Below are 22,702 nucleotides of genomic sequence, written 5' to 3'. Positions count from 1 at the left end.
TTCTGGCCCCGGGGATTCGCCTCAGCCTGTGCCATTCGCGCGGCCCCGGCAAGCCTTGCCGCCGACAAATCGTTGTCTGTCACCGGGATCGGCCCGCAGGCCCTCAGTGCCGCACGGCCTCCAGGCCCGGCCCGGCCTCCGCCTGCAGCCCGCCGCCGTGATAGGCAACCATGGCCGCAAGGTCGTCGGGCGGGGTCTGCATCGGCAGATAGGCGCAGGCATTGGGCGCGATCGCGAAGATCGAACCATCCGAGAAGAAGCCGGTATCGGTGACGAAGATCACCTTGGTCTCGGGGTGCTTGTAAGAGGCAAAATCGGCCACCGCGAGCGCGCTGCCCTCCCTCAGAACCAGGTTCATCACGATGACCTGCACCGCGCGGTGTCGCAGCACGTCGATTGCGCCCTGCTGGCCGGCAACCACGGTCACCCGGCAGCCTTCCCGCTCCAGATGCCGCGCCCAGGCCGCCCCGAGCGCCTCGTCGCCTTCCACGATCAGAACCTTCACTTCGTGCCTCGCTGTCCGGCCTTCCCGAACGCCGCGCCCCCAGGGGTCATGATGGACCAGAAGGCCTGATCCGACATTAACACATTCGCCACAATGGTTAACGGGTTTTCCGTGGAGCCTGTGCCGTGTCGATAAGATGCACGACAAATCAGCTCTTTGACCGAGGGCCGGAGGTCCGCTGGCGTTAACCACTTGACGTTTTCGTAGGGCCGGTTGCGCCCGCGCGGCCCTGCGCTACTGTCTGGCTTCACCGCCCGCACCCAACGCCCGCACCCAAGGACCGCCCCCCAATTCCAGCCCCGGAGTCCGTCATGCGCCCCACCCTGCTCACCGCCTGCCTCCTCGCCGCTGCGCCGCTCGCCGCGCAGAACGCGCCCTGCGGCGGCGATTTCGCCGCATTCAAGGCCGCGCTTGCCGCCGAGGCCCCCGCCCACGGCATCAGCGCAGACACCGCCCGGAGCTTCCTCTCCGGCGTCCGGCAAGACCCGAACGTGCTCAAGGCCGACCGTTCGCAGGGCGTCTTCCAGATGCCCTTCGTCGATTTTTCCCGCCGCCTCATCAGTCAGTCCCGCATCGACAAGGGCCGCGCCAACGCCCGCAAGTACGACGCCATCTTCACCGAGATCGAGAGCCGCTACGGCGTGTCTCGCGGCGTGCTGCTCGCCTTCTGGGCCTTCGAAACCGATTACGGCGCGGTTCAGGGCGATTTCAACACCGTGAACGCCCTCGTCACCCTCGCCCACGACTGCCGCCGCCCCGGCCTCTTCCGGCCCCAGATCTTTGCCGCGATGAAGCTCTACGAGACCGGCGACATCGACCCCGCCCGCACCACCGGCGCCTGGGCCGGCGAGATCGGCATGGTCCAGATGCTGCCCGAGGACATCCTCGAGAACGGGGTGGATGGCGATGGCGACGGCCATGTGAGCCTCAAGACCTCCGCCGCCGATGCGCTCATGTCGGGCGGCAAGATGCTGCAATCGCTCGGCTGGCGCGCGGGCGAGCCTTGGCTCCAGGAAGTCACCCTGCCCGACACGCTCGACTGGTCGCAGACCGGGTTGGAGACCGAGAAGCCCGCCGCCGACTGGGCCGCGCTTGGGGTGCAACCTCGCGAGGGTACCCTGCCCGACCTGCCCGCCTCGCTGCTGTTGCCGCAGGGCCGCAAGGGCCCGGCCTTCCTCGCCTACCCCAACTACCGCGTCTACTTCGAGTGGAACCAGAGCTTCGTCTACGTCACCACCGCCGCCTATTTCGCCACCCGCCTCATGGGGGCGCCGGTGTTCAACGCGGGCAACCCCGACCCCGCGCTCTCCGACGGCCAGATGAAGGCGCTGCAACAGAAACTCGCCACCCGCGGCTTCGACGTGGGCGAGATCGACGGCATCCTCGGCGCAAAAACCCGCTCCGCCGTCCGCGCCGAACAGGCCCGCCTCGGGCTGCCCGCCGACGGCTGGCCCACCGCCGAGCTGCTGAACGCATTATGAGAATGCAACTGCGTCTCAATTACATCTAATTGAAATCGTTGACTTTTCTTCAAGGCACCCCTACCTGACCGGCACAGGAAGGACGCGCCATGACCCCTCTCGCCATCGCCACACTCGCGCTCGCGCTCTCGATCGACGCCTTCGTGGCGGCGCTCGGGCGCGGGGCGCAATCCGCACGGCCCGGCCTTGCCGCTGCGCTCTCCACCGGAGCGGTCTTCGGCGCCGTCGAGGCGCTCACCCCGCTGCTCGGCTGGGCCGCGGGGCTGGCGGCGGCGGGCTTCGTCACCGCCATCGACCACTGGATCGCCTTCGTGCTCCTCACGCTCGTCGGTGCCCGCATGGTGCTGCATGCGCTGGCGAAGTCCACGCGTCCGGCCACCACCGGCGGCCTCGTCATAACCGCCCTCGGCTCCTCCATCGACGCCTTCGCCGTGGGCATCTCACTGGCCGTGCTCGGCGCGCCGATCCTCGTCGTCGCGCTTTGCATCGGCATGACCACGCTCGCCATGGCCACCCTCGGCACCCTCGCCGGGGCCAGCCTCGGTCGCCGCTTCGGCCGCTGGGCCGAGGTTGCCGGAGGCGTCGCCCTCATCGCACTGGGCACCGGCATCCTGGTCGAGCACACCCTGCTCGCCTGATCGGCTTGCCGCCCGCCGCCCGCGCCAGTAGAACGCGGCAGCACCAAGGAGTCCGCGCGATGAACGAGATCCTCAACAGCTTCATGACCGGCCCCGACGAAAAGGGCCGTTTCGGCGACTTCGGCGGGCGCTTCGTATCCGAAACGCTGATGCCGCTGATCCTCGAGCTCGAGGAGCGTTACGAACACGCCAAGACCGACCCCGAGTTCTGGGCCGAGATGGAGTTTCTCTGGAAGCACTACGTCGGCCGCCCCTCGCCGCTCTACCACGCCGAGCGGCTCTCCGAGCGCCTCGGCGGCGCCAAGGTCTACTTCAAGCGCGACGAGCTCAACCACACCGGCGCGCATAAAATCAACAACGTTCTGGGCCAGATCATCCTCGCCCGCCGCATGGGCAAGACCCGCATCATCGCCGAGACCGGCGCGGGCCAGCACGGCGTGGCCACGGCCACCGTCTGCGCCAAGTTCGGCCTCCAATGCGTGGTCTACATGGGCGCCCATGACGTCGAGCGCCAGGCGCCCAACGTGTTCCGCATGCGCCTGCTGGGCGCCGAGGTGGTGCCCGTCACCTCCGGTCGCGGCACCCTGAAGGACGCGATGAACGACGCGCTGCGCGACTGGGTCACCAACGTGCGCGACACCTTCTACTGCATCGGCACCGTCGCCGGCCCGCACCCCTACCCGGCCATGGTCCGCGATTTCCAGGCGATCATCGGCAAGGAGACCCGCGAGCAGATGCAGGAGGCCGAGGGCCGCCTGCCCGACAGCCTCGTGGCCGCCATCGGCGGCGGTTCCAACGCCATGGGCCTGTTCTTTCCGTTCCTCGACGACAAGGACGTGGAGATCATCGGCGTCGAGGCCGGCGGCAAAGGCGTCGACGACCGGATGGAGCACTGCGCCTCGCTTTCCGGCGGCCGCCCCGGCGTGCTGCACGGTAACCGTACGTATCTGCTGCAAGACGAGGACGGCCAGATCCTCGAAGGCTCCTCCATCTCGGCGGGCCTCGACTACCCCGGCATCGGGCCCGAGCACTCCTGGCTGCACGAGACCGGCCGCGCCAAATACGTGTCGATCACCGACCAGGAGGCGCTTGAGGCCTTCCAGCTCTGCTGCGAGACCGAGGGCATCATCCCCGCGCTCGAGCCCTGCCACGCGCTCGCCCACGTCATGAAGTACGCGCCCACGCTGCCCGCCGACCACCTTCTGGTGATGAACATGTGCGGACGCGGCGACAAGGACATCTTCACCGTCGCCAAGCACCTCGGCGTCGACATGAGCGCGATGGGCTGAGGCCCCGGCCTACTTGCCCGCTGCCGGCGCCCTTGGGGCGTCGGCTTCTGCCGCCCTGTCGGCCCCCAGCGGCCCGCCCATCAGATCCTCGATGAAGTGGCTCATCAGCTGCGGCCGCCCGGTCACGCCCGCCTTGCGGTAGATCGCGGCCGTCCGCGCCTTCACGGTGCCTTCGGAGGTGTTCCGCAGCACGGCAATCTCGGCCGTGCTCACCCCCTTCATCGCAAAAAGCGCCACGTCCCGCTCCGCAGGGGTCAGGCGCCCCGCGCCGCGCGGGCAGGGGGCATGGTTGCGCAACAGGGCCGCTTTCGACGGCTCAGTCGTCGTCATCATCGTCATCGTCGTCGTCATCATCGTCGTCGCTGCCGTCGTCATCGTCGTCATCGTCATCATCGTCGCTGGAGTGATCGTCGTCATCGTCGTCGTCATCGAGAACGTCCCGCGAACGGTTCGAGAGTTCCACACCGGGGCTGGTGTCGTCCCGGGCGCGCACGCGCTCGACTTCGCGCTTCAACGTCGCCCCCGTGGCACGGTCGCAGATCACCTCGACCTTGGCGTTGCCCTTGATCGCCTCAACCTTGATCCGGGTCGGGCCGGTCTTCGCCTCGATCCGGTCGTAGCCGTCTGCCTGGTAGGCCGAAACGATCGCCTCGGGGGTGATCTCGGCAAGGGCGGCGGTGGCGCCGAGGGCGGCCAGTGTGGCGGCTGCGGCGAGCGCCTTGAGCTTGCGGGTCATGGTCATTTTCTTCTCGTTGGGTGGTTCAGGCGGGTGCCTGCCTCCAACTGGCCGCGCCGCGCGGACAAGGTCGATTGACCACAAGTTTACGCCCGGCGCCATAACCCCCTGGCCGAGCGCCATAAACCACGGTTCATGCGCTGAACCGCAGAGGGCTGCGCCGTTCACACCTCCTGCGCGGCCTCCCGCGCCACGGCCTCAAGGTCCATCCCCGGCTCGCCCACGGCAACCCAGGCCGCTCCCGGTGCCAGCCAGCGCACCATCTCCACGCCGTCAAAGCTGCGCGGGGTGAACTCATCCGAGCCCTCGCCCTCGCGGGCCAGCACGCAAAGCGCCATCACCCGGCCCTCGCCATCGGTGTAGAGCAGCTGCGCCACCGGCCTGCCACCCGCCACCAGCAGTCGCGCGCCCCTGAACTCGAAGCCCGAGGCCGCGAGGTCGGGCACCCGGAACGGCACGCCGGTCTCCTTGCCGAGCCAGGTCTCGATATGGTCCTTCTCGCGCGCCGGCACCTCCACGAGATGCGCCACCTGCCGGGCATAGACCCGGTGATAATCGGCGATCTCGTCCATCCAGCCGCGCGTGGCGTGGCCATCGGCCAGCTCGGTCCCCGGCGCCAATGCGCGGGTCATCAGCGCGCCCGCTCCGGCGCCCACCAGCAGCAAAGCCAGCGCGGCGGCGATGGAGGAGGAGAAAAAGGGCCGGCGGTTCTCGTTGGCCGCGGCATAGTCCGGCGGCGGCATCTCCTCGCGCGGCGCGTTGCCGCCGGGCGGGATGCCTCCGACCGATGCCGCCTCGCCCCCCAGCGCGGCCTGTCCCGGTGCGCCCGGCTCGGCCTCCGGCACCTCCGGCGCCGCGGCCCGCCCCTCGCCAACCGGCGCTGCGGCGGCCACCGTGGGACGCGCCTCCTCCAGCCGGGTGCCCGGCGTTGTGGTGGCCGACACCGCCGCCGTCAGCGCGGCGGGCAGCGGCGCGTCGAGCAGCGCATCGAAGGCCGCGCCGATCTCGGCATCGAGCGCACCCGCGGCCTCGATCTCGGCGGCCAGCGCCGGGTCGGCAGCGGCCTCGGCCTCCAGCCGGGCGGCCTCGTCCTCGCTCAGCGCCCCGTCGAGATAGGCGGAAATGCGGTTGAAACGATCGTCCGTCATGCCGCCTCCCCCGCCAATGCCGCGCGCAACCGCGCCCGCGCCGCCGACATCCGCGACATCACCGTGCCCGCAGGAATATCGAGGATCGCCGCCGCCTCCGCGTAGCTGTGGCCTTCCACCGAAACCAGCAGCAGCACCGAAGAGAGCCCCTCGGGCAGCGCCATCACCTGGGCCAGAACCTGGCGCGCGCGGGTCGCCTCCTCTCCGCCGACATGGCTCACCAGTTCGGCGGCCTCCTCGGCGGGCACCGTGCCCTCGCCGGTCCGCACCTGCCGCTTGCGCAGCTCCGAGGTCCAGAGATTGCGCGCCATTGTGTAGAGCCAGGGTAGCACGGGCTGCTCGGGGTTCCACTTCTCGGCGTTGGTTATGGCGCGTTCGCAGGTCATCTGGACAAGGTCATCGGCCTCTGAGGGGTGGCGGGTGAGGCTGAGCGCAAAACGCCGCAGCCGCGGAAGGCTGGCCAGCAGCTCGGCCTGAAATTCTGTCGCGTCGGGCTGCACGCTGCGGCCTCCTCGGAGCGGGGCGGGCCTCCTGGCCCGCGTGGCCCGATAGAAACCAAAGCCCGGTCACGATGCAACCGCCCGTGCGAAAATGCGCCCGGACGGTTGCGATGGGGGCAGGCAGGGATGAGGCCCGCCCCCGGGAGATGGCTTCGCGGATCAATAATCCACCGCCACCCCGCCGATCGCATTCATCAGGCTGGCATAGGCCCAGGTGTCCTGGCCGCCGCGCAGGGCGATCTCCTCGAGCTGCTCGGTGGCCCCGGCGAGGTCACCGGCGGCAGCAAGGCCCTGGCCCATGTAGGAGCGGGCAAGGATGTAGTCGGGGTCCACGTTCAGCGCGGCCTGGTAAAAGCCCATCGCGGTCTCGGTGTCGCCCATCTTGCGGTGGGTGAAGCCCTTGTAGTTCAGGATGCGCGGGTCGTTCTGGTTTTCGGCCGTGGCCAGCACCAAAAGGGCGCGGTCGTACTTGCCGTTGTAGGCCAGCTCGCGGGCGGCCTCGTAGCGGTCGTCATCGGTCACTGCCTCCGACTTGGCGTCGAGGCACTTGGCGGTCTTTTCGTCAAACACCTGGCCCTTTTCGCACTTGGTGGTCGTCGAGGTGGTGGTCGGCGGCGTCGTGCTGTCACCCCCGGCGGCAAGGACCGGCGCGGCCATGGCGAGGAGAACGGCGGAGAGCGGGAGAATACGGGTCATGCTGTCTGTCCTTCGGATCTATCGGTTTGAACTATCTCGGTGACGGCCCTCATCGGCTGTCACAGGAGTTACGTGCCAGCCCCCCGATTAATTCACCGATCCCGGAAGATTCTTGGCAGCTGCCCGACAAACCGCTGGAAAGACTGCAAACTTACCTGGCGGCCGTCGCCCGCAAGATGGCCAGCGGCACGATCTCCAGCGCCCGCTCGTGGGTTGCCTCCAGCACCACCTCGGGCGGGCAGCCCTCGTCATGGGCCTGCAGGAAGCGGCTGGCGCAGAGGCACCAGCGGTCGCCCGGCTTCAGCCCGCCAAAGCCGTATTGCGGCATCGGCGTGCTGAGGTCGTTGCCCACGTATTTGCTGTAGGCCAGGAACTCCGCCGTCATCACCGCGCAAACCGTGTGGCTGCCCGCGTCGGCCCGGCAGGAGTTGCAATGCCCGTCGCGGAAGAACCCGGTCACCGGGTCGCTGGAGCAGGGCGCGAGCTTGCCGCCCAGCACGTTGACCGATGGGTATTTCTCCAGCGCCGTCATCAGCGGGCCTCCACGTTGGCTATGGCGATGCGGCGGAACCAGTCGATCATCCCGTCCTGCACCGCGTCTTCCCTGAAGCCGGGGTCGGCGGCGCTGACCGCCACCACCACCTGCGCCGGGCGGTTGACGTAAATGTATTGCCCGTAGATCCCCACGGCCAGAAATTCGCCCTCGCCGGTCTTGGGCACCCACCAGTGATAACCATAGCGCAGCTTGCCCGGCGCGGTGGCCGCCTGCGGCACGGTGCTCTCGCGCACCCAGTCGTAGGGCACGATCCGCCACTCGCCGAGCCGCCCGTCCTGGAGATACATCAGCCCGAAGAGCGCGTAGTCCCGCAGCATCATGTTCAGCCCGCCCAGCACAAACCCCTGCCCCCGCGCGTCGGTCAGCAGCAGCGGCCGGCCCTCCAGCCCCATCGGCGCCAGCAGGCGCTCGGCCATCAGCGTCGCCATGTCCTGCCCGGTCGCGCCGCGCATCACCATGCCCAGCACATGGGTGTCCATCGACACGTAGCGCCAGGCCTCCCCCGGCGCACCGGCGCGCCTGTCGAGCCCCGCCGTGAAGGCATCCAGCGAGCCGCCCAGCGCCATGATCCGGCCCATCCTGTTGATGTCGGACCAGAAGTCGAAATAGTCCTCGTCGAAGGCCACGCCCGACGACATCAGCAGCACATCGCGGATGCTCGCGCCTTCATAGGCGCTGCCCGCAAGCTCCGGCGCGTAGCGCGTCACCGGGTCGTCGAGACTCTCGATCTCGCCCGCGTCCAGCACGATCCCCAAGAGCGCCGAAACGTAGCTCTTCGACACCGACCACGAGATCCGCAGGTCGTCGGGGCCCGTGCCCTCGTGGTAGCTCTCGTGGGTCACCTGCCCCTCCGAGAGCACCACCACCCCGGTGATCCGCCGCGCGGCGATCAGCGCATCCGAGCCCTCCGGCAGGGCGACCGGCTCCGCCTCCAGGATCGGCTGCACCGCCTCGTTCGGCCCGATCGGCAGTTCGACCGAGTGGAACAGCTCCGACATGTGGGTGAAGTTCCACACGATCCGGTCCGGCTTGAACAGCGCGTTCACCGCCAGGAGCCGGCCCACCTCTTCGCGCTTCACCCATGCCGCCACACCCGCCAGCACGAGCAGCAGGAGCAATCCGAGACCGATGGCTTTGAGGGCGGCGCGCATGGGCCGATCCGATCACGCCCGGCAGGGCGGCGCAAGATGCCCTAGCTGCTGGCCCGCAGCGCGAGGCTGAAGCCCATGTCGATCCGGCGCTCCAACAGGGCGGCGCCCGAGGTGGCCGCCAGCGTGAGCCGCGCCGCCTCGCGCCCGATCGCATGGCCGTCGATCCGGATGGTGGTCAGCCCGATCCCCGAGGCCCCGACCTCGGGCACATCCCCGAAGCCGGTGATCGCCAGCCGGTCGGGCACCGCAAGGCCGCGCCGCCCGGCCTCGCAGAAGGCCCCGATCGCCAGCGCATCCGAGACGCAGACCACCGCATCGGTCTCGGGCCAGGCCTCCATGATCCGCGCCAACCCTTCCGCGCCGTAATCCGGCCCGGTCGCCTCGGGGCGCGGCGGCAGGCGCAGGATGCGCGGCGCATGGCCGGGTAGCGCCTCTCCATAGCCCTCCGCCCGCATATGGGCCCGCGTGTCATGCGGCCGGTCCGTGGTGAGAAAGGCAATCGCCCTCCGCCCCGTCTCCACCAGGTGCTCCGTCACTGCCCGCGCCGCCGCCCGGTTGGAGAACCCCACGGCGGCAAAGATCGGCTGCTCCGGCAACTCCCAGAGCTCCAGCACCGGCAGGCCCGCACGGGTCAGCAGGCTGCGGGTCTCCGGCGTGTGCTCGGAACTGGTGAGAATGAGCGCATCCGGACGCCGGCCCATCAGGGTCGAGACCAGCGCCGCCTCGGTCTCCGGCTCGTATTGCGTGGTGCCCAGCAGCAGGTTCAGCCCGCCCTCCGCCAGCCCTTCCGACAGCCCCCGGATCGTCGAGGCAAAGGTCGCCTGGTCCAGGCTCGACACCACCGCCCCCACCACCCGGCTGCGCTGTGAAGAGAGCGCGCCCGCGGTATCGTCGCGCACGTAGCCCAGCTCCGCCACCGCGGCGGCCACCTTCTCTCGCGTCTCCGGCGAGACTTTCGCGGGCGTCGAAAGCGCCCGGCTCACGGTGATCTTTCCCACCCCGGCGGCGCGGGCCACATCGCCCATGGTCACCCATTTCTTCTGCATCTGCACTCCGGTGTTGACGCCCCCGACTTACCGATGGTATCGGTACCACGCAAGGATGGTATCGATACCATACCGAATGGGACCGAGTCGCAACCGGGAGGAAACGCGCGATGCTGACGAAAGAGCAGAAAGAGTTCTACGAGGAGAACGGCTACCTGATGGTGGAGAATGTGGTGGACCCCGAGCTGCTCGCCCGGCTCCAGTCCGTCACCGCCGAGATGATCGAGGCCTCCCGCGAGCTGACCGAGAGCGACGAGCGCTACGACCTCGACCGCGGCCACAGCGCCGAAACGCCCCGCCTGACCCGCATCAAGCTGCCCCACAAGCAGAACCCGGTCTACTGGGAGGCCCTCACCCAAAGCCGCGTGACCGAGGTGCTGGGCGACCTGCTCGGGCCCGACACGATCATCAACACCTCCAAGCTCAACACCAAGGCCCCGGGCGGCGGCGCGGCGGTGGAATGGCACCAGGACTGGGCCTTCTACCCGCACACCAACGACGACCTGCTGGCCTTCGGCCTCATGCTGGCCGATGTCGACGAGGCCAACGGCCCGCTGATGGTGATCCCCGGCTCGCACAGGGGGCCGGTGCTGAGCCACCACGTGAACGGCGTCTTCGCCGGCGCGGTCTCGCCCGACGATCCCGATTTCGACCTGTCCAAGGCGGTCACACTCACCGGCAAGGCCGGCTCGATGACCGTGCACCACGTCCGGCTCCTGCACGGCTCGGCCCCCAACATGAGCGACCGCAACCGGCTGATCCTGTTCTACGAGCTGGCCAAGGCCGACGCCTGGCCGATTCTCGGCGCGTCGAGCTACATCCACTCGCTCGGGCAGCGGCGCTTCTGGGAGGATATCCAGAGCCGCGTGGTCACCGGCGCCCCGGTGCTCGAGCCCCGGCTCGAGAGCGTGCCCGTCCGCATGCCCCTGCCGCCCGCGCCCGACAACAGCTCGATCTTCAAGACCCAGCAGACCGCCGGGCAAAAGAGCGCCTTCGCGGTGATGTGAGCGGCCGCAAAGAGGGGCCCTGCCGCAAGGCGAGGCCCCCGCGCGCCACGGCTAGCGGGCGATCCGGAAGATCATGTAGCGATTGAAGTGGCAAAACGCCTCGGCGGTGCGCTTCTTCTCGTTCAGCCGCTCGTTCAACCGGAACAGCCGCCGCTCGCTCACCATCCGCCGGATGACGAAGGCCAGCGCCCATCGGGTCCGGCGGCGCTTGGCCTTCAACTCCTCGTCCACCCGGCTCACCGCGTGGCCGATCACGTTGAACAGCCCCTGCTCGAGGTCGATCGAGGGCGCCACCGCCTCGGTGATGTCCTCTTCGGCCTCCACCTTCAGCCCCACCGCCGCAACGGTCTCCCGAAACGCCGAGAGCCGGTGCCCGCCGCCCACGGTCTGGCTGCGCTTCACCCCCTCGTAGTTCTCCGACCGGAAGCAGTCGGCAATCAGCACCCGCCCGCCGGGCTTCAGCAACGCCAGCGCCTCCTTCAGCGCCACCTCCAAGGGGATGTATTGAAAGCTCTCCGAGAACAGGCAGAGGTCAAAGCCGCCCGCGCCGGAGAACTCCTCGAACATGCACTGATGCACCCGCGCCCCGGGCGCGTTCTGCCGGCAGCGCGAGGCCAGAAAGGGCGAGGGCACCACGATTTCCACCTCATGGCCGAGCGCGATGAGCTTCTTCGCCGTCTCCCCCGCGCCGCCGCCGATGTCGAGAATTCGCAGCTTGCCCTCGGGCAGGTAGCCAAAGAGCTTTTCGGTATAGGCCGCCTGCGCCGCGCCAAGGTTCTCGGCGGCGCAGTCCAGCCCGGTCCAGAGCCCGTAATGCAGGTTCTCCGCCCCGGTCAGCCAGCGCATGAAGGAGAGCCCCACGTCGAGGCCGATGGCGCGAGTATCGACTTTCTGTCCCATGCCCACCCGTCTAGCCGAGAGAGCATGTGCGGAAAAGCACGAACGCGCGCCGAGCCGCGCCGGGCTAGCGCATCTCGGTCGGGCAGCGCCCGGCCCGGTGGCAACGCACCACCCGGTCCAGCTCCTGCCGCGTCGGCTTGGCATAGATCTGGCTCAGGCAGGGGTCCGCCGTCACCACCAGCTGTCCGCCCTTCTGCTCCTCTACCGACATCAGCATCTGCCCGGCCCCCGGCCAGTTGCCGCACCACGGGCCGTAGCAGACCATCTCCACCGTCACCGGCAGGTCGATCGGCGTGGCAAACCCGCCCTGCCCCAGCTGCATCCCCTGCAGCCGCGCCTTCACCCGGATCGGCTTGGGGGGTGTGGTGCGGGTCATGTCCTGCTTGTGCTTCCGGATGGTCTGCTGCGCCGTCAGCGTGCCATGGACGATGCGATAGCGCGCCTCGGCATCCCGCGCCTGCGTGTAGATCCGCACCGGATCGGCCGGCAGGCACGAGAGCGCGGCCACCGGAAGCGCCGGGGCAAGCGCGGCCCCGAAGGCAAAGGCGGCAGCAAGGGTCTTCATTCGAGATACTCCTGAAACTCCGCCACAACGGCCTCGTAGACCGACCGCTTGAACGGCACGATGTTTGCCACCAGCTCGGCGCCGGGCAGCCAGCGCCACTCCGAGAACTCCGGGTGCTCGGTGGCAAGGTTCACCTCGGCGTCCTCTCCCAGAAAACGCATCAGCACCCAGTGCTGTTCCTGCCCGCGATACTTGCCCTTCCAGACCTTTCCCAACAGCTCCGGCGGCAGATCGTAACGCACCGGCTCGGCGGTCTCGGCGATGATCTCGACCCTGTCGGCCGAAATCCCCGTCTCCTCCTCCAGCTCGCGCAGCGCCGCCGTGCGATGGTCCTCCCCCTTGTCCAGCCCGCCCTGCGGCATCTGCCAGGCCGGCACCGCACTGTCGATCCGCTGACCAGTGAACACATGTCCATCGCGGTTGAGCAGCATGACACCCACGCAGGGGCGATAAGGAAGCGAGTCGGGGTCGGGCAGGGGCTTGGTCATGCCGGGAGTTAGAGCGAGGCAGGGCGGTTATTCAATAGCGCGCGTTGGAGAGTGGCGGGACCCAGTTGGGTGAGTGCTGCCGACTCTCCAGAGAGCGTCCTGAAGCAGAACTTGGAAAGCGGAGCCTTCAGGAGCTTGTGGCGACCCTGGCAGGTCCGTCGGCATTGTTGATCGAGAACAGCCCGCCTTGCGCTTCCAGGTAGAGATGCCATCCACCCTGGGGGAGCATGCTCTTGGTGACGGCGTGATGCCTCAACATGTAAGTTCCGAGATCGGACAAACGCATTCCGTCCGGGCCAGCCTCTCGGATCAGCAAGCCAAGCAATGCATTGAATTCGTTCGAGCCTGGAGGAGGCGCCTCCGTGGGGACGACCGGTCCCAGGTCGACCAGATACACAAAGCGGGTGCACGCTTTGCGAAAACTCTCGGGGGTTCCAAGTGTACCACATCCTGTCACTATGCAGCCCATAGCGCGCAAGCGGAGGGCGAGCGACCGGAAATCGGCATCGGAGCTGGCAATGGTCATGCGTGTGACGCCTCCGGCGAGGGCTAGTTCCATCGCTTCAATCACTAGCAGGATGTCGGCGGCGTTCTTGCCTTGCTCCACGCCTCGCAACTCGAAAGCGGACTGGGTAGCCCAGCCTTTCTGGTGCGTCGGGTCGGCATAGACCCGTGCGACCGCCGCATCTGGTGCCGCAGCAAGCAATTGCGCGGCATGGGTGGCGCTGATGTTGTCCCCGTCGATCAGCAGGGCGGCGCGGGCGGGGTTCGACTCGTTACACATGCGCCGAGTCTGAGCGCAGGCAGTGGCGAAAGTGGGGCACGGTCACGAAACGAAAAAGGGCGACCCTGGGGCCGCCCTTTCGTCATTCCCTTGGCAGGTCTCACTCCGCCGGGGCGTCGCCCGGCTCGAGGGCGTGCAGGCCTTTCAGCAGGTCGATGGCATAGGCCAGCTGATAGTCCTCCTCGCGCAGCTCGGCCGATTTCTCGGCCTCGGCGCGCTCTTCCTCGATCTGCCGGATCTCGTCCTCGGAGAGGCTGTCGTTGCTGATCGCGCCACGCAGGTCGGCCTCCGACCGCGAGCGGCGGGCGGCCGAGTCGTCCTCGTCCTCCTCGGTGGCCGTCGGATCGACCCGGGGCTGCTCCACGATGATGTCGGGCGAAACGCCCAGCGCCTGGATCGAGCGGCCCGACGGCGTGTAATAGCGCGCCGTGGTCAGGCGCATCGCCCCGTCGCCCTTGAGCGGCATGACCGTCTGCACCGAGCCTTTGCCAAAGCTCTTGGTGCCCACCACGATGGCGCGGCGGTGGTCCTGCAGGGCGCCGGCCACGATCTCGGAGGCCGAGGCGGAGCCGCCGTTGATCAGCACCACGATCGGCTTGCTCTCGGCCAGGTCGCCCGCCGTGGCGTTGAACCGGTCGCCGTCAGAGGCCTGCCGGCCCCGCGTGCTGACGATCTCGCCCTTGTCGAGGAAGGCGTCGGAGACCTTGATCGCCTGGGTCAGCAAACCGCCCGGGTTGTTGCGCAGATCAAGCACGATGCCGTTGATCGCCTCCATGCCGCCGGCCTCTTCGACGGCCTTCTTCAGGCCCTCTTCGAGGTTGGGGTAGGTCTGGTCGTTGAAGGTGGTGATCCGCAGCACGACCGACTTGCCCTCGGTGCGGGTGCGCACGGCGGTGAGCTTGATGGTGTCGCGCACGATGGTGACGTCGAAGGGCTCGGCGACCCCTTCGCGGACCACAGTGATGACGATCTCCGAGCCCACCGGCCCGCGCATCAGCTCCACCGCGTCGTCGAGCGTGAGGCCCAGAACCGACTCGCCGTCGACATGGGTGATGAAGTCGCCCGCCTCGATTCCGGCCTCGTCGGCAGGGGTGTCGTCGATCGGGGAGACGACCTTCACGAAGCCCTCTTCCTGCGTCACCTCGATCCCGAGCCCGCCGAACTCGCCACGGGTCTGCACCCGCATGTCGGCGGCGTCGTCGGGCGAAAGGTAGGAGGAATGCGGGTCGAGCGAGGTGAGCATGCCGTTGATGGCCGCTTCGATCAGCTCCTTCTCGTCGACCTCTTCCACGTATTGGGCGCGGATCCGCTCGAAGATGTCGCCGAACAGGTCGAGCTGCTCGTAGATCGAGGCGTTGCGGTCGGTTTCCTGAGCGATCAGGGGCCCGGCGATCTGGGTGCTCAGCAGCACCCCCGCCAGCGTGCCGCCCAGCGCGGCCATCGCGAATTTCTTCATGCCATCATCCATCCTTTGTCGCGGCGAACCAGTCGGTGGGGTCCACCGGCGCCTCGCCTTGTCTCAGCTCCATATAGAGCGTTTCGCTGCGCTCTGCACCAGCCTCCCGCGCGGGGTCTCGGGCAAATTCTCCGGCTGCCGTGCCCAGGGTCTGGCCGCCCATCAGCCCGAGCGGCGCCCCCGCGGCCACGATCTGGCCGGCTTCACCATAGACAGTTTCCATCCCGGCAAGCACCAACAGAGTGTCGGGCGCGGGCTCAAGGATCATCACGTTTCCGTAGTCGAGAAGCGGCCCCGTGTAGCGGATCGTGGCGGCTGCGGGGGCCGTCAGCAGCGTGCCCGGATAGAGCGCCAGCAGAAGGCCGGGCCGGGCAATCCCGGCGGCATCGGGCTCCTCGTAGCGGCGGATCACCGTGGCCGGGCCGGGCAACGCCAGCGTGCCTTTCTGCGCCTCGAATGCGGCATCCTCGGGCGCGGTGTCGCCGTCGATCTCGGCCAGCCCCCCCGCGAAGGCCGCGAGCGTGTCGGAGGTCTCGAGCAGCTGCCGCAGCCGGGTCGGGTCTTCCACGTAGCGGCGCGGCAGGTCGGTGCGCTCGTCGATCGCCTGGGTCAGGGCCAGCCGCGCCTCCTGCGCCCCGCGCAACCCCTCCTCCAGCGTCTCGCCCGCGCTCTCCTGCAACACCTGCAACAGCGCGATCTCCTCCACCTGCGCCCGCAGCGCCGCGGCCTCGGCCTGCAGGCCGGGCGTGACCGCCCCGAGGATCATCGCTGCCCGCGCGGTGCCTGCGGGGCCACTGGGGTGCAGCAGCAGCAACGGCGCGGGCGAGCGTTCCATCGTCGAGAGCACGCCGAGCAGGCGGCTCACCTCCGCCTCCCGCGCCTCCAGCGTGGCGCGCAGCGCGCCCTCGCGGATCGCCGCCTGGCGCAGCCCGGTGCGCAGCGCCGAAAGACCCGTCTCATAGGCCCGCACCGTGCGGGTCAGCGCCTCCACCCGGTCGGCCCGTGTCTCGGCCTCCTGCAGCGCCGCCGCCGCCTTGGTCAGCAGCGAGGCCGCCTCCACGGCAATGCTTGCAGGGTCGGTCTGCTGGGCCGTGGCCGGTGCCGCGAGAGCGAGCGCCAGAAGCGCGGCCCGGATCATCGCAACAGGCTCTTTCCGGTCATTTCCTCGGGCTGCGGCAGCCCCATCAGCTCCAGCACGGTCGGCGCAAGGTCGGCCAGCCGCCCCTCGGCCACACGGGCCCCCTCCGGCGCGCCGTAGATCACCACCGGCACCGGGTTCAGCGTGTGCGCCGTGTGCGGGCCGCCGGTCTCGGGGTCGATCATCATGTCGCAATTGCCGTGGTCTGCGGTTACGATGATCGCTCCGCCCGCCTTCTCCAGCGCGTCCAGCGCCTTGCCCAGCCCGGTGTCGACCGCCTCGCAGGCGGCCACGGCAGCCTCGATCACGCCGGTGTGGCCCACCATGTCGGGATTGGCGAAGTTCACGACGATGAAGTCGTAGCCCTTCTCGATCGCCGCCACGAGTCGCTCCGACACCTCCGGCGCGCTCATCTCGGGCTTCATGTCATAGGTCGCCACATCGGGCGACTTCGGCATGTAGCGGTCCTCGCCCGGCTCCGGGTCCTCCTTGCCACCGTTCAGGAAGAAGGTGACGTGCGGGTACTTCTCCGTCTCCGCGATGTGAAACTGCGTCAGCCCGTGCCTGGCCACCCAGGCCCCCAGCGTGTTGCGGATGTCGCGTGGCGGGAAACAGGTGGTCATGTAGGCATTGTGGCCTTCGGAGTATTCGACCATCCCGAGCAGCGCGGCGAGCCGGGGCCGCGTGCCCGGGTCGAACTCCGCGAACCCCGGCTCGCCGATGGCCCGCAGGATCTCGCGGGCGCGGTCGGCGCGGAAGTTGAGGAAAAAGAGGCCGTCGCCATCCGTCATGCCCGCGTAGCCGGGCAGCACCGTGGGCAGGATGAACTCGTCGGTCTTGTCGGCGGCATAGGCCGCGGTGACGGTCCCTGTTGCGCTCTCGCCCGCCTCGCCCTTGCCATGCAAGATGGCCTCGTAAGCCTTCGAGACCCTGTCCCAGCGGTTGTCGCGGTCCATCGCGTAGTAACGCCCCGAAACGGTGACGAACCGCGCGCCCTCCGGCAGGGCCTTCTCGGTCTCGGCGATGTAGCCATCGGCCGACTTCGGCGCCACGTCGCGCCCGTCCGTCAGCGCGTGGATCGCCACCGGCACACCCGCGGCGGCAATGGCGCGGGCGGCGGCGATCATGTGGCTCTGGTGGCTGTGCACCCCGCCCGGCGAGACCAGCCCCGCCAGATGCGCCGTGCCGCCGGATGCCTTCAGGGCGGCGATGAAGGCGCCCAACCCCTCGTTCTCGGCGAAGCTGCCGTCCTCGATGGCCAGGTCGATCTGGCCCAGGTCCATCGCCACGACGCGCCCTGCCCCGATGTTGGTATGGCCCACCTCCGAGTTGCCCATCTGCCCCGTGGGCAGCCCCACGTCGGGGCCGAAGGTGGTGAGCGTGGCATGCGGGCATGTCGCCATCAGCCGGTCCATCACGGGGGTCCGCGCCAGGGCCGGGGCATCGCCGGGGCCGCCGTCGCCAAGGCCCCAGCCATCGAGAATGCAAAGGACAACAGGCTTGGGCATGGGGGGGGCTCCTTCGGGTTGCTGGGGGGGTTCTAACGCAGAGTGGCGTCAGGGGGAACGGGGAGCGCAGCTCCGGCCGTGGTTCCGGGCTACTCCCGGTGGTAGGGCGTGCCCGCCAGGATCGAGACCGCCCGGTAGAGCTGCTCGGCCAGCATCACCCGCGCCAGCATGTGCGGCCAGACCATCTTGCCGAAGCTCAGGGCAAAGTCCGCCTCGGCCACCAGGGCCGGGTCCAGCCCGTCGGCCCCGCCGATCATCAGCACCACCTCGGGGCGGCCGGTATCACGCCATTTCGCCAGTTGGCCGGCGAAGCCGGGCGAGCTGAGCACCTTGCCGCGCTCGTCCATCGCCACCACCACCGCACCCGGCGGCACCGCGCGGCGCAGGAGCTCCGCCTCCGCCGGCTTGCCTCCGCCGCGCTTGTCCTCCAGTTCCACCACCGTGGCCGGGCCGAGCGCAAGCGCGCGCCCCGTCTTGCCGGCGCGGTCCATGTAATCGTCGATTAGGAGCTTCTCCGGGCCGGCGCGAAGCCGCCCGATGGCGAGAATGGTCAGCTTCAAGGCGGCGTCAGGCGGTCGCGGTGACCGGCTGCCACATCTTCTCGAGCTGGTAGAAGTCGCGAACCTCCGGGCGGAAGACGTGAACGATCACGTCGCCGGTGTCGATCAGCACCCAGTCGCCCGCATCCTTGCCCTCGATCTTGCAGCTCGTGCCGAACGCCTGCTTCAGCCGGTCCACCAGCTTTTCGGCAATGGCACCGACCTGGCGGCTGGAGCGGCCCGAGCAGATCACCATGTGATCGGCGATCGTCGACTTGCCGGCGAGGTCGATCGTCACGATCTCCTCGGCCTTGTCGTCTTCGAGCGATGAGAGGATGTGTGCGAGCAGGGCCTTTCCGCCGGTGTCGCCTTTGTGTGCACCCGGATGGGGCGCGTTGCCTGCCGTATGCTGGACGGCGGCCTCCGAAGAGTGAGTCAGGAGATGGTCCTCCACGGTTGCGCGCCTGTGCAGCCCCGGCGCCGGGCCTGCCCCAAAGGTAGCACCGGGCCGGGCCTGCATCAATGTTTCATGACGCAGGGTCGCAACGCCCGTCCGCCGCCCGGCGGATCGTTGCTTTACGCCCCCGGCGGCGGGTGGCAACGTCGCCCCATGACGGCGCTCAACGCATTCTCCCCGCTCACCGTGGCAGAAGAAAAACTGCTCGCGGCCTGTGCCGGGCCCGACCGGGTCACGCTGGGCGACGGCATGCTGCCCCCGGCCGATGCGGGCGAGGCGGTGAGCCTGCGCGCCGCGCTCCTGCGCGAGCTGCTGCTGGGGCTGCCCGACCACCCGGTCAACCCCAAGGGCCTGCGCCTGCGCGGCGCCCGCATCTCCGGCGCGCTCGATCTGCAAGGCACCGACTGCCCGCTCGACATCACCCTCTCCGCCTGCCGGATCGACGGCGAGATGAACCTCGTCAACGCCGCCCTGCGCGGGCTGCACCTCTCAGGCTGCACCCTGCGGGCGATCACCGCCGACAACGCCCGCTTCTCGGGCTCGGTCTACCTGCGCGGCGAGAGCCGGGTGGAGGGCGAGATCGGCCTCTCCGGCGCGCGGATCGGCGGCGACCTCCAGCTCTGCGGCGTCACCATCGACGGCGGCGGGCAGGATGCGGTCTTCGCCCCCTCGCTGCGGGTCGAAGGCTCGGTGTTTCTCGGCAACTACCCCTATGCCGAGGGCGAGACCACGCTCGCCTGCCGCGGCGCGCTGTTCTTCTCCTCCGCCCGGATCGACCATGACTGCTTCGTGACCCACTGCGCCATCGAGCTGCCCGCCGAGCCGCTGGGCCACGCAGCCTTCGGGGCGACGGAGGAGCATGGCGCCGACATCGCGGTGTCACTCGCCCGCGCCCGCATCGGCGGCATCCTTTATTTCCAGCACAACGCGATCACCCGCGTGGTCAACCTCGCGGGGGCCGAGGTCGCACGCTTCAAGGACGAGCCCACCGGCCCCGGGGCCGCCTACCCCCTGCGGCTCGACGGCTTCCGCTACTCTGACTTCTCCCGCCATGCCGATACCCGCCCCACCGAGCGGCTGGCCTGGCTGGCGCGGCGGCCCGAGGGGCTGAGCTTCAATGCCCAGCCCTACGAGCAACTGGCCTATGTGCTGGGGCGCATGGGCCACAGGGGCGACGCCCAGACCGTGCTGATGGTCAAGGAGCGGCTGCTCAGGGCCGAGAACCGCCGGCTCCGCGCCGAGACCTCGGGCCTCGGAGCGCGCTGGCTGATGATGTGGCTCTCCGACGTGGTTCTGCGTTTCACCGTGGGCTACGGCTACCGCCCGGGCCGCTCGGTCGCCCTGGCCGTGGTGCTGATCGCCGGGCTCGCCGCCTTCTACCAGGTCACCTGGAACGCAGGCGACATGACCCCCAACGCCGCGCCGATCCTCACCTCCGCGCCCTGGATCGAGGCCACCCGGACCCACCCCGAGGCACCGGGCGCCTTCTGGAGCCAGCCGGGACAGGCCGGCCAGGACTGGGAGACCTTCTCCTCGCTGGCCTATGCCGCCGACCTCGTGATCCCGCTGGTGAACTTCGGGCAGGAGGAGGCCTGGGCCCCCTCCACCTCGCGCTCGCCCTGGGGCCGGGTCGGTTGGGGGCTGCGGTGGTTCGCCAAGGGGCTGGGCTGGATCGTCACCGCCCTCGCCGCCGCAGCTCTGACCGGCGTGATCCGCCGCGACTAGGCCCCGACCCGAGCGGCGCGCGGTCGATTGTGCCGCGCTGGGTCGATTGCGCGGCAGCGGCGCAGGCCGTCGCGCGCCCGTGCGGCGGGCGGGGCGGTCCTTGCGGCCCCAGGCCGATCCTTTCCGCGCCGGGAGTGGGGCTTTCCGCACCGGGCGATCGTTACAGGACCGTTGAAATCCCTTCTCCACCCGGAGCGACCCATTCTGCACGGGTGCGCGGGCGACACCGGCAGTCTGGGATACTTGGAGCAACAAAATGAACCAGGCCCTGCGCCTTCGGACCGAGGCCTGGCGTCGGTCCGACCGGCAAACCTTGGGCGCTGGCGCCCGAGTCGCCACCGCACGCCACCGCATCACGCGCGCCAAACCGCCGCAAGTTCGGTCAACCCATCACCGGAACCCCACCGCCGGGACGGCCCAGAATCAGCGACGGTGGGGAATTTCCTTGCACGGTCATCGGCTTCCCAGCCTGTACCGTGAGGCGATCATGGCGCGTTAACCTTAATATCGGGTTAGCGCCCCTGCCGCCCCGGGCTGAAAACTCCAAGCCCGCGCCAACCGGCACGCGGCCGGCAGGGCGCGGCGCCGCCTATTTCTTCGCCTCCGCTTCCATGTCCATCCCGTTCAGCCGGGCCACGTGGTCGGTCACGAAAGGCACGAAATCGCCGCCCTTCCCGATCGCCTCGACATGGTTGAAGTAGTGCCGCACCGCGCTGGCCACCACGTTGACCACCCCGGCATCGGCGGCCATCGAGTTCACGTAGCGCAAATCCTTGTTGGCGTTCTGGATGGTGAACTTGTGCACCTCCGCCTCGCGCCCCACGCAGCCCCGCATGAAGGTCTCGAAGAACCCGTTCGAGAGCCGCGAGCCGCCGATCACCTTCCGCACCTGGCTAGGCGCAATCCCCACGGCGGCGCCAAGCACGGTGGCCTCGGCAAACAGCGCGGCATAGCCCATCGAGATGAAGTTCATCAGCAGCTTCATCTTGTGGCCGTTGCCCGTGGGCCCGAGGTGGTTGATGTTGCCCGCCCAGCACTCGATCACCGGCAGCACGCGAGCAAAGCTCTCGTCATCCGCCCCCACCATCGCATCCAGCGTGCCCTCCTCTGCCTCCTTCGGCGTGCGGCCCAGCGGCGCATCCACAAGTCGGCCGCCCTTTGCTTCGAGCTCTGCCGCCAGTTTCATCGTGCTCACCGGGTCGGCGGTAGAGCACTCCACCACGATCAGCCCCTCGCGTGCCCCGGCCAGAATCCCGTCCGGCCCGTGAAATACCGCCTCCACCTGCGGGGAGTTGCCGAGGCAGATGTGGATGATCCCGCATTGCTCGGCCATCTCGCGGGGCGAGGCCGCTTCCGTCGCCCCCATGCCCAGCAGGCTCTCCACCGGCGTGCGGTTGCGGTTGCCCTTCACCACCAGCGGGTAGCCGCCCTTCAGGATGTTCTTGGCCATCCCGTGGCCCATGAATCCCACGCCGATGAACCCGACGGTCGGTTTGTCTGCCATTCTGTCCTCCCTGGAAATCCTACAGACTCGCGGTGATCCCGCCGTCCACGAAAAGCGTGTGCCCGTTCACGAAACTGGCCGCGTCACTGGCCAGGAACACGCAGGCCCCCACCAGCTCTTCCACCTTGCCCCAGCGCCCGGCGGGCGTGCGCTTCTCGAGCCAGGCGCTGAACTCCGGATCCGCCACCAGTGCCGCGTTCAGCGGCGTGTCAAAGTAGCCCGGCGCGATCGCGTTGCAGTTCAGCCCGTATTTCGCCCAGTCGGTCGCCATACCCTTGGTCAGGTTGGCAATCGCCCCCTTGCTCGCGGTGTAGGGCGCGATGCCGGGCCGGGCGAGCAGGGTCTGCACCGAGGCGATGTTGATGATCTTGCCCTTGCCGCGTGCGATCATCCCACGCGCCACCGCCTGCCCCACGTAAAAGGCGCTGTTCACGTTGGTCCGCATCAGCCGGTCGAAGGCCTCGGGCTCGAACTCCTCCAGCGGCCCGCGATGCTGCATGCCCGCGTTGTTCACCAGGATGTCGAGCGGCTTGCCATAGCCCTCCACCGCCGCGCGTACCGCCGCCGCATCGGTCACGTCGAAGGCCAGGGTATCGACCTCCGCTCCCGTGGCCCGCATCGCCTCCGCCTCGGCTTCCAGCCGCTCGGCGTTGCGCGCGTTCAGCACCACCGAGGCCCCGGCCGCCGCCAGCCCCTTGGCCAGCGCCGCGCCAATGCCCATGGACGAGCCGGTGACGAGCGCACGCCGCCCGGTCAGATCGAAAATAGTCATAAGTCCTCCCACGCGCCGACCCCCCGCATTGACATTCCGGGGCCGAGCCTTCATGCAAATGGTATACCATTTGGGGCGCGTTGCAACCGCCCCACCCAGGGAGGAGCCACGCC

The 22,702-nt window shown here is 68.9% G+C and carries 24 protein-coding genes and 1 pseudogene; 5 read left to right on the top strand and 20 right to left on the bottom strand.

Going from position 1 to position 22,702, the window contains the following annotated elements:
• Positions 1-103: 103 nt before the first annotated feature.
• Positions 104-505: a response regulator transcription factor gene (locus BUR94_RS19425; RefSeq protein WP_074258084.1), complete on the bottom strand. Its 402-nt coding sequence runs from the start codon at positions 503-505 to the stop codon at positions 104-106.
• Positions 506-816: 311 nt separating this feature from the next.
• Here BUR94_RS19425 and BUR94_RS19420 point away from each other — a divergent pair, with 311 nt between their 5' ends.
• The 3 genes from BUR94_RS19420 (at position 817) to trpB (ending at position 3,913) form a co-directional block, all read left to right on the top strand.
• Positions 817-1,986, top strand: a complete 1,170-nt coding sequence (locus BUR94_RS19420) for a lytic murein transglycosylase (protein ID WP_074258083.1) — start codon at positions 817-819, stop codon at positions 1,984-1,986.
• 89 nt (positions 1,987-2,075) lie between these two features.
• Positions 2,076-2,624: a manganese efflux pump MntP gene (locus BUR94_RS19415; RefSeq protein ID WP_074258082.1), complete on the top strand. Its 549-nt coding sequence runs from the start codon at positions 2,076-2,078 to the stop codon at positions 2,622-2,624.
• Between the two features lie 59 nt (positions 2,625-2,683).
• Complete coding sequence (gene trpB / locus BUR94_RS19410) at positions 2,684-3,913, top strand: tryptophan synthase subunit beta (RefSeq protein WP_074258081.1); 1,230 nt, start codon at positions 2,684-2,686, stop codon at positions 3,911-3,913.
• A 9-nt stretch (positions 3,914-3,922) separates the two neighbouring features.
• Here the strand turns inward: trpB and BUR94_RS20975 are convergent.
• The 8 genes and pseudogenes from BUR94_RS20975 to BUR94_RS19370 form a co-directional block, all read right to left on the bottom strand.
• Positions 3,923-4,171, bottom strand: a pseudogene (locus tag BUR94_RS20975) (helix-turn-helix domain-containing protein); the annotation flags it as partial.
• Positions 4,172-4,229: 58 nt separating this feature from the next.
• Positions 4,230-4,649 carry a hypothetical protein gene (locus tag BUR94_RS19400; protein WP_084193244.1) on the bottom strand — a complete coding sequence of 140 codons (420 nt, stop codon included), beginning with the start codon at positions 4,647-4,649 and terminating at the stop codon, positions 4,230-4,232.
• Positions 4,650-4,813: 164 nt separating this feature from the next.
• Complete coding sequence (locus tag BUR94_RS19395; RefSeq protein ID WP_074258079.1) at positions 4,814-5,797, bottom strand: zf-HC2 domain-containing protein; 984 nt, start codon at positions 5,795-5,797, stop codon at positions 4,814-4,816.
• The gene (locus tag BUR94_RS19390; protein WP_074258078.1) at positions 5,794-6,297 is read right to left on the bottom strand and encodes an RNA polymerase sigma factor; all 504 of its coding nucleotides are present in this window, start codon (positions 6,295-6,297) and stop codon (positions 5,794-5,796) included. The genes BUR94_RS19395 and BUR94_RS19390 overlap by 4 nt, the downstream gene beginning before the upstream one ends.
• A gap of 159 nt (positions 6,298-6,456) precedes the next feature.
• Positions 6,457-6,993, bottom strand: a complete 537-nt coding sequence (locus BUR94_RS19385) for a tetratricopeptide repeat protein (RefSeq protein WP_074258077.1) — start codon at positions 6,991-6,993, stop codon at positions 6,457-6,459.
• 151 nt (positions 6,994-7,144) lie between these two features.
• Positions 7,145-7,525, bottom strand: coding sequence for a DUF2237 family protein (locus tag BUR94_RS19380; protein WP_074258076.1), 381 nt, complete (start codon positions 7,523-7,525; stop codon positions 7,145-7,147).
• Entirely contained in the window at positions 7,525-8,700 is a 1,176-nt protein-coding gene (locus tag BUR94_RS19375) for a serine hydrolase domain-containing protein (protein ID WP_074258075.1), read from the bottom strand. The genes BUR94_RS19380 and BUR94_RS19375 overlap by 1 nt, the downstream gene beginning before the upstream one ends.
• Before the next feature lie 41 nt (positions 8,701-8,741).
• Positions 8,742-9,746: a LacI family DNA-binding transcriptional regulator gene (locus tag BUR94_RS19370; protein WP_084193211.1), complete on the bottom strand. Its 1,005-nt coding sequence runs from the start codon at positions 9,744-9,746 to the stop codon at positions 8,742-8,744.
• A 110-nt stretch (positions 9,747-9,856) separates the two neighbouring features.
• Here BUR94_RS19370 and BUR94_RS19365 point away from each other — a divergent pair, with 110 nt between their 5' ends.
• The gene (locus BUR94_RS19365) at positions 9,857-10,753 is read left to right on the top strand and encodes a phytanoyl-CoA dioxygenase family protein (protein ID WP_074258074.1); all 897 of its coding nucleotides are present in this window, start codon (positions 9,857-9,859) and stop codon (positions 10,751-10,753) included.
• A 51-nt stretch (positions 10,754-10,804) separates the two neighbouring features.
• Here the strand turns inward: BUR94_RS19365 and BUR94_RS19360 are convergent, their stop codons facing one another.
• The 9 genes from BUR94_RS19360 to rsfS all read right to left on the bottom strand — a co-directional run bounded on the left by BUR94_RS19360 (position 10,805) and on the right by rsfS (position 18,480).
• Positions 10,805-11,653, bottom strand: coding sequence for a class I SAM-dependent methyltransferase (locus BUR94_RS19360; RefSeq protein WP_074258073.1), 849 nt, complete (start codon positions 11,651-11,653; stop codon positions 10,805-10,807).
• A gap of 64 nt (positions 11,654-11,717) precedes the next feature.
• Positions 11,718-12,218 carry a hypothetical protein gene (locus BUR94_RS19355; protein ID WP_074258072.1) on the bottom strand — a complete coding sequence of 167 codons (501 nt, stop codon included), beginning with the start codon at positions 12,216-12,218 and terminating at the stop codon, positions 11,718-11,720.
• Complete coding sequence (locus BUR94_RS19350; RefSeq protein ID WP_074258071.1) at positions 12,215-12,706, bottom strand: RNA pyrophosphohydrolase; 492 nt, start codon at positions 12,704-12,706, stop codon at positions 12,215-12,217. The genes BUR94_RS19355 and BUR94_RS19350 overlap by 4 nt, the downstream gene beginning before the upstream one ends.
• Before the next feature lie 127 nt (positions 12,707-12,833).
• A complete protein-coding gene (locus BUR94_RS19345) occupies positions 12,834-13,490 on the bottom strand; it encodes an NYN domain-containing protein (protein ID WP_074258070.1) in 657 nt (218 codons plus the stop codon).
• Between the two features lie 100 nt (positions 13,491-13,590).
• On the bottom strand, positions 13,591-14,946 hold the full coding sequence (locus tag BUR94_RS19340; protein ID WP_074258069.1) for a S41 family peptidase: 1,356 nt from the start codon (positions 14,944-14,946) through the stop codon (positions 13,591-13,593).
• 4 nt (positions 14,947-14,950) lie between these two features.
• Positions 14,951-16,084 carry a murein hydrolase activator EnvC family protein gene (locus BUR94_RS19335; protein ID WP_074258068.1) on the bottom strand — a complete coding sequence of 378 codons (1,134 nt, stop codon included), beginning with the start codon at positions 16,082-16,084 and terminating at the stop codon, positions 14,951-14,953.
• Positions 16,081-17,592: a 2,3-bisphosphoglycerate-independent phosphoglycerate mutase gene (gene gpmI / locus BUR94_RS19330; RefSeq protein WP_074258067.1), complete on the bottom strand. Its 1,512-nt coding sequence runs from the start codon at positions 17,590-17,592 to the stop codon at positions 16,081-16,083. Before gpmI ends, BUR94_RS19335 begins: the two co-directional genes overlap by 4 nt.
• An 89-nt stretch (positions 17,593-17,681) precedes the next feature.
• The gene (rlmH, locus tag BUR94_RS19325) at positions 17,682-18,152 is read right to left on the bottom strand and encodes a 23S rRNA (pseudouridine(1915)-N(3))-methyltransferase RlmH (protein ID WP_074258066.1); all 471 of its coding nucleotides are present in this window, start codon (positions 18,150-18,152) and stop codon (positions 17,682-17,684) included.
• 7 nt (positions 18,153-18,159) lie between these two features.
• A complete protein-coding gene (gene rsfS / locus BUR94_RS19320; protein ID WP_245794664.1) occupies positions 18,160-18,480 on the bottom strand; it encodes a ribosome silencing factor in 321 nt (106 codons plus the stop codon).
• Between the two features lie 261 nt (positions 18,481-18,741).
• Between rsfS and BUR94_RS19315 the strand changes: the two genes are divergently transcribed.
• Entirely contained in the window at positions 18,742-20,313 is a 1,572-nt protein-coding gene (locus BUR94_RS19315) for a hypothetical protein (protein ID WP_074258065.1), read from the top strand.
• A 589-nt stretch (positions 20,314-20,902) separates the two neighbouring features.
• Here BUR94_RS19315 and BUR94_RS19310 read toward each other — a convergent pair.
• Together BUR94_RS19310 and BUR94_RS19305 are read right to left on the bottom strand one after the other, a co-directional pair.
• Positions 20,903-21,817 carry an NAD(P)-dependent oxidoreductase gene (locus BUR94_RS19310; RefSeq protein ID WP_074258064.1) on the bottom strand — a complete coding sequence of 305 codons (915 nt, stop codon included), beginning with the start codon at positions 21,815-21,817 and terminating at the stop codon, positions 20,903-20,905.
• Between the two features lie 19 nt (positions 21,818-21,836).
• Positions 21,837-22,589 carry an SDR family oxidoreductase gene (locus BUR94_RS19305; RefSeq protein WP_074258063.1) on the bottom strand — a complete coding sequence of 251 codons (753 nt, stop codon included), beginning with the start codon at positions 22,587-22,589 and terminating at the stop codon, positions 21,837-21,839.
• Between the last annotated feature and the right edge of the window lie 113 nt (positions 22,590-22,702).

The organism is Vannielia litorea (assembly GCF_900142295.1).
GTDB classification, from domain to species: Bacteria; Pseudomonadota; Alphaproteobacteria; order Rhodobacterales; family Rhodobacteraceae; genus Vannielia; species Vannielia litorea.
This window is presented reverse-complemented; position numbering and strand designations above follow the sequence as displayed.

Excerpts from the sequence above, each read along its gene's own strand:
- BUR94_RS19420 (WP_074258083.1), top strand. The coding sequence starts at position 817 with ATGCGCCCCACCCTGCTCACCGCCTGCCTCCTCGCCGCTGCGCCGCTC.
- BUR94_RS19415 (WP_074258082.1), top strand. The coding sequence starts at position 2,076 with ATGACCCCTCTCGCCATCGCCACACTCGCGCTCGCGCTCTCGATCGAC.
- trpB (WP_074258081.1), top strand. The coding sequence starts at position 2,684 with ATGAACGAGATCCTCAACAGCTTCATGACCGGCCCCGACGAAAAGGGC.
- BUR94_RS19400 (WP_084193244.1), bottom strand. The coding sequence starts at position 4,649 with ATGACCCGCAAGCTCAAGGCGCTCGCCGCAGCCGCCACACTGGCCGCC.
- BUR94_RS19395 (WP_074258079.1), bottom strand. The coding sequence starts at position 5,797 with ATGACGGACGATCGTTTCAACCGCATTTCCGCCTATCTCGACGGGGCG.
- BUR94_RS19385 (WP_074258077.1), bottom strand. The coding sequence starts at position 6,993 with ATGACCCGTATTCTCCCGCTCTCCGCCGTTCTCCTCGCCATGGCCGCG.
- BUR94_RS19380 (WP_074258076.1), bottom strand. The coding sequence starts at position 7,525 with ATGACGGCGCTGGAGAAATACCCATCGGTCAACGTGCTGGGCGGCAAG.
- BUR94_RS19375 (WP_074258075.1), bottom strand. The coding sequence starts at position 8,700 with ATGCGCGCCGCCCTCAAAGCCATCGGTCTCGGATTGCTCCTGCTGCTC.
- BUR94_RS19370 (WP_084193211.1), bottom strand. The coding sequence starts at position 9,746 with ATGCAGAAGAAATGGGTGACCATGGGCGATGTGGCCCGCGCCGCCGGG.
- BUR94_RS19365 (WP_074258074.1), top strand. The coding sequence starts at position 9,857 with ATGCTGACGAAAGAGCAGAAAGAGTTCTACGAGGAGAACGGCTACCTG.
- BUR94_RS19360 (WP_074258073.1), bottom strand. The coding sequence starts at position 11,653 with ATGGGACAGAAAGTCGATACTCGCGCCATCGGCCTCGACGTGGGGCTC.
- BUR94_RS19355 (WP_074258072.1), bottom strand. The coding sequence starts at position 12,218 with ATGAAGACCCTTGCTGCCGCCTTTGCCTTCGGGGCCGCGCTTGCCCCG.
- BUR94_RS19350 (WP_074258071.1), bottom strand. The coding sequence starts at position 12,706 with ATGACCAAGCCCCTGCCCGACCCCGACTCGCTTCCTTATCGCCCCTGC.
- BUR94_RS19345 (WP_074258070.1), bottom strand. The coding sequence starts at position 13,490 with ATGTGTAACGAGTCGAACCCCGCCCGCGCCGCCCTGCTGATCGACGGG.
- BUR94_RS19340 (WP_074258069.1), bottom strand. The coding sequence starts at position 14,946 with ATGAAGAAATTCGCGATGGCCGCGCTGGGCGGCACGCTGGCGGGGGTG.
- BUR94_RS19335 (WP_074258068.1), bottom strand. The coding sequence starts at position 16,084 with ATGATCCGGGCCGCGCTTCTGGCGCTCGCTCTCGCGGCACCGGCCACG.
- gpmI (WP_074258067.1), bottom strand. The coding sequence starts at position 17,592 with ATGCCCAAGCCTGTTGTCCTTTGCATTCTCGATGGCTGGGGCCTTGGC.
- BUR94_RS19315 (WP_074258065.1), top strand. The coding sequence starts at position 18,742 with ATGACGGCGCTCAACGCATTCTCCCCGCTCACCGTGGCAGAAGAAAAA.
- BUR94_RS19310 (WP_074258064.1), bottom strand. The coding sequence starts at position 21,817 with ATGGCAGACAAACCGACCGTCGGGTTCATCGGCGTGGGATTCATGGGC.
- BUR94_RS19305 (WP_074258063.1), bottom strand. The coding sequence starts at position 22,589 with ATGACTATTTTCGATCTGACCGGGCGGCGTGCGCTCGTCACCGGCTCG.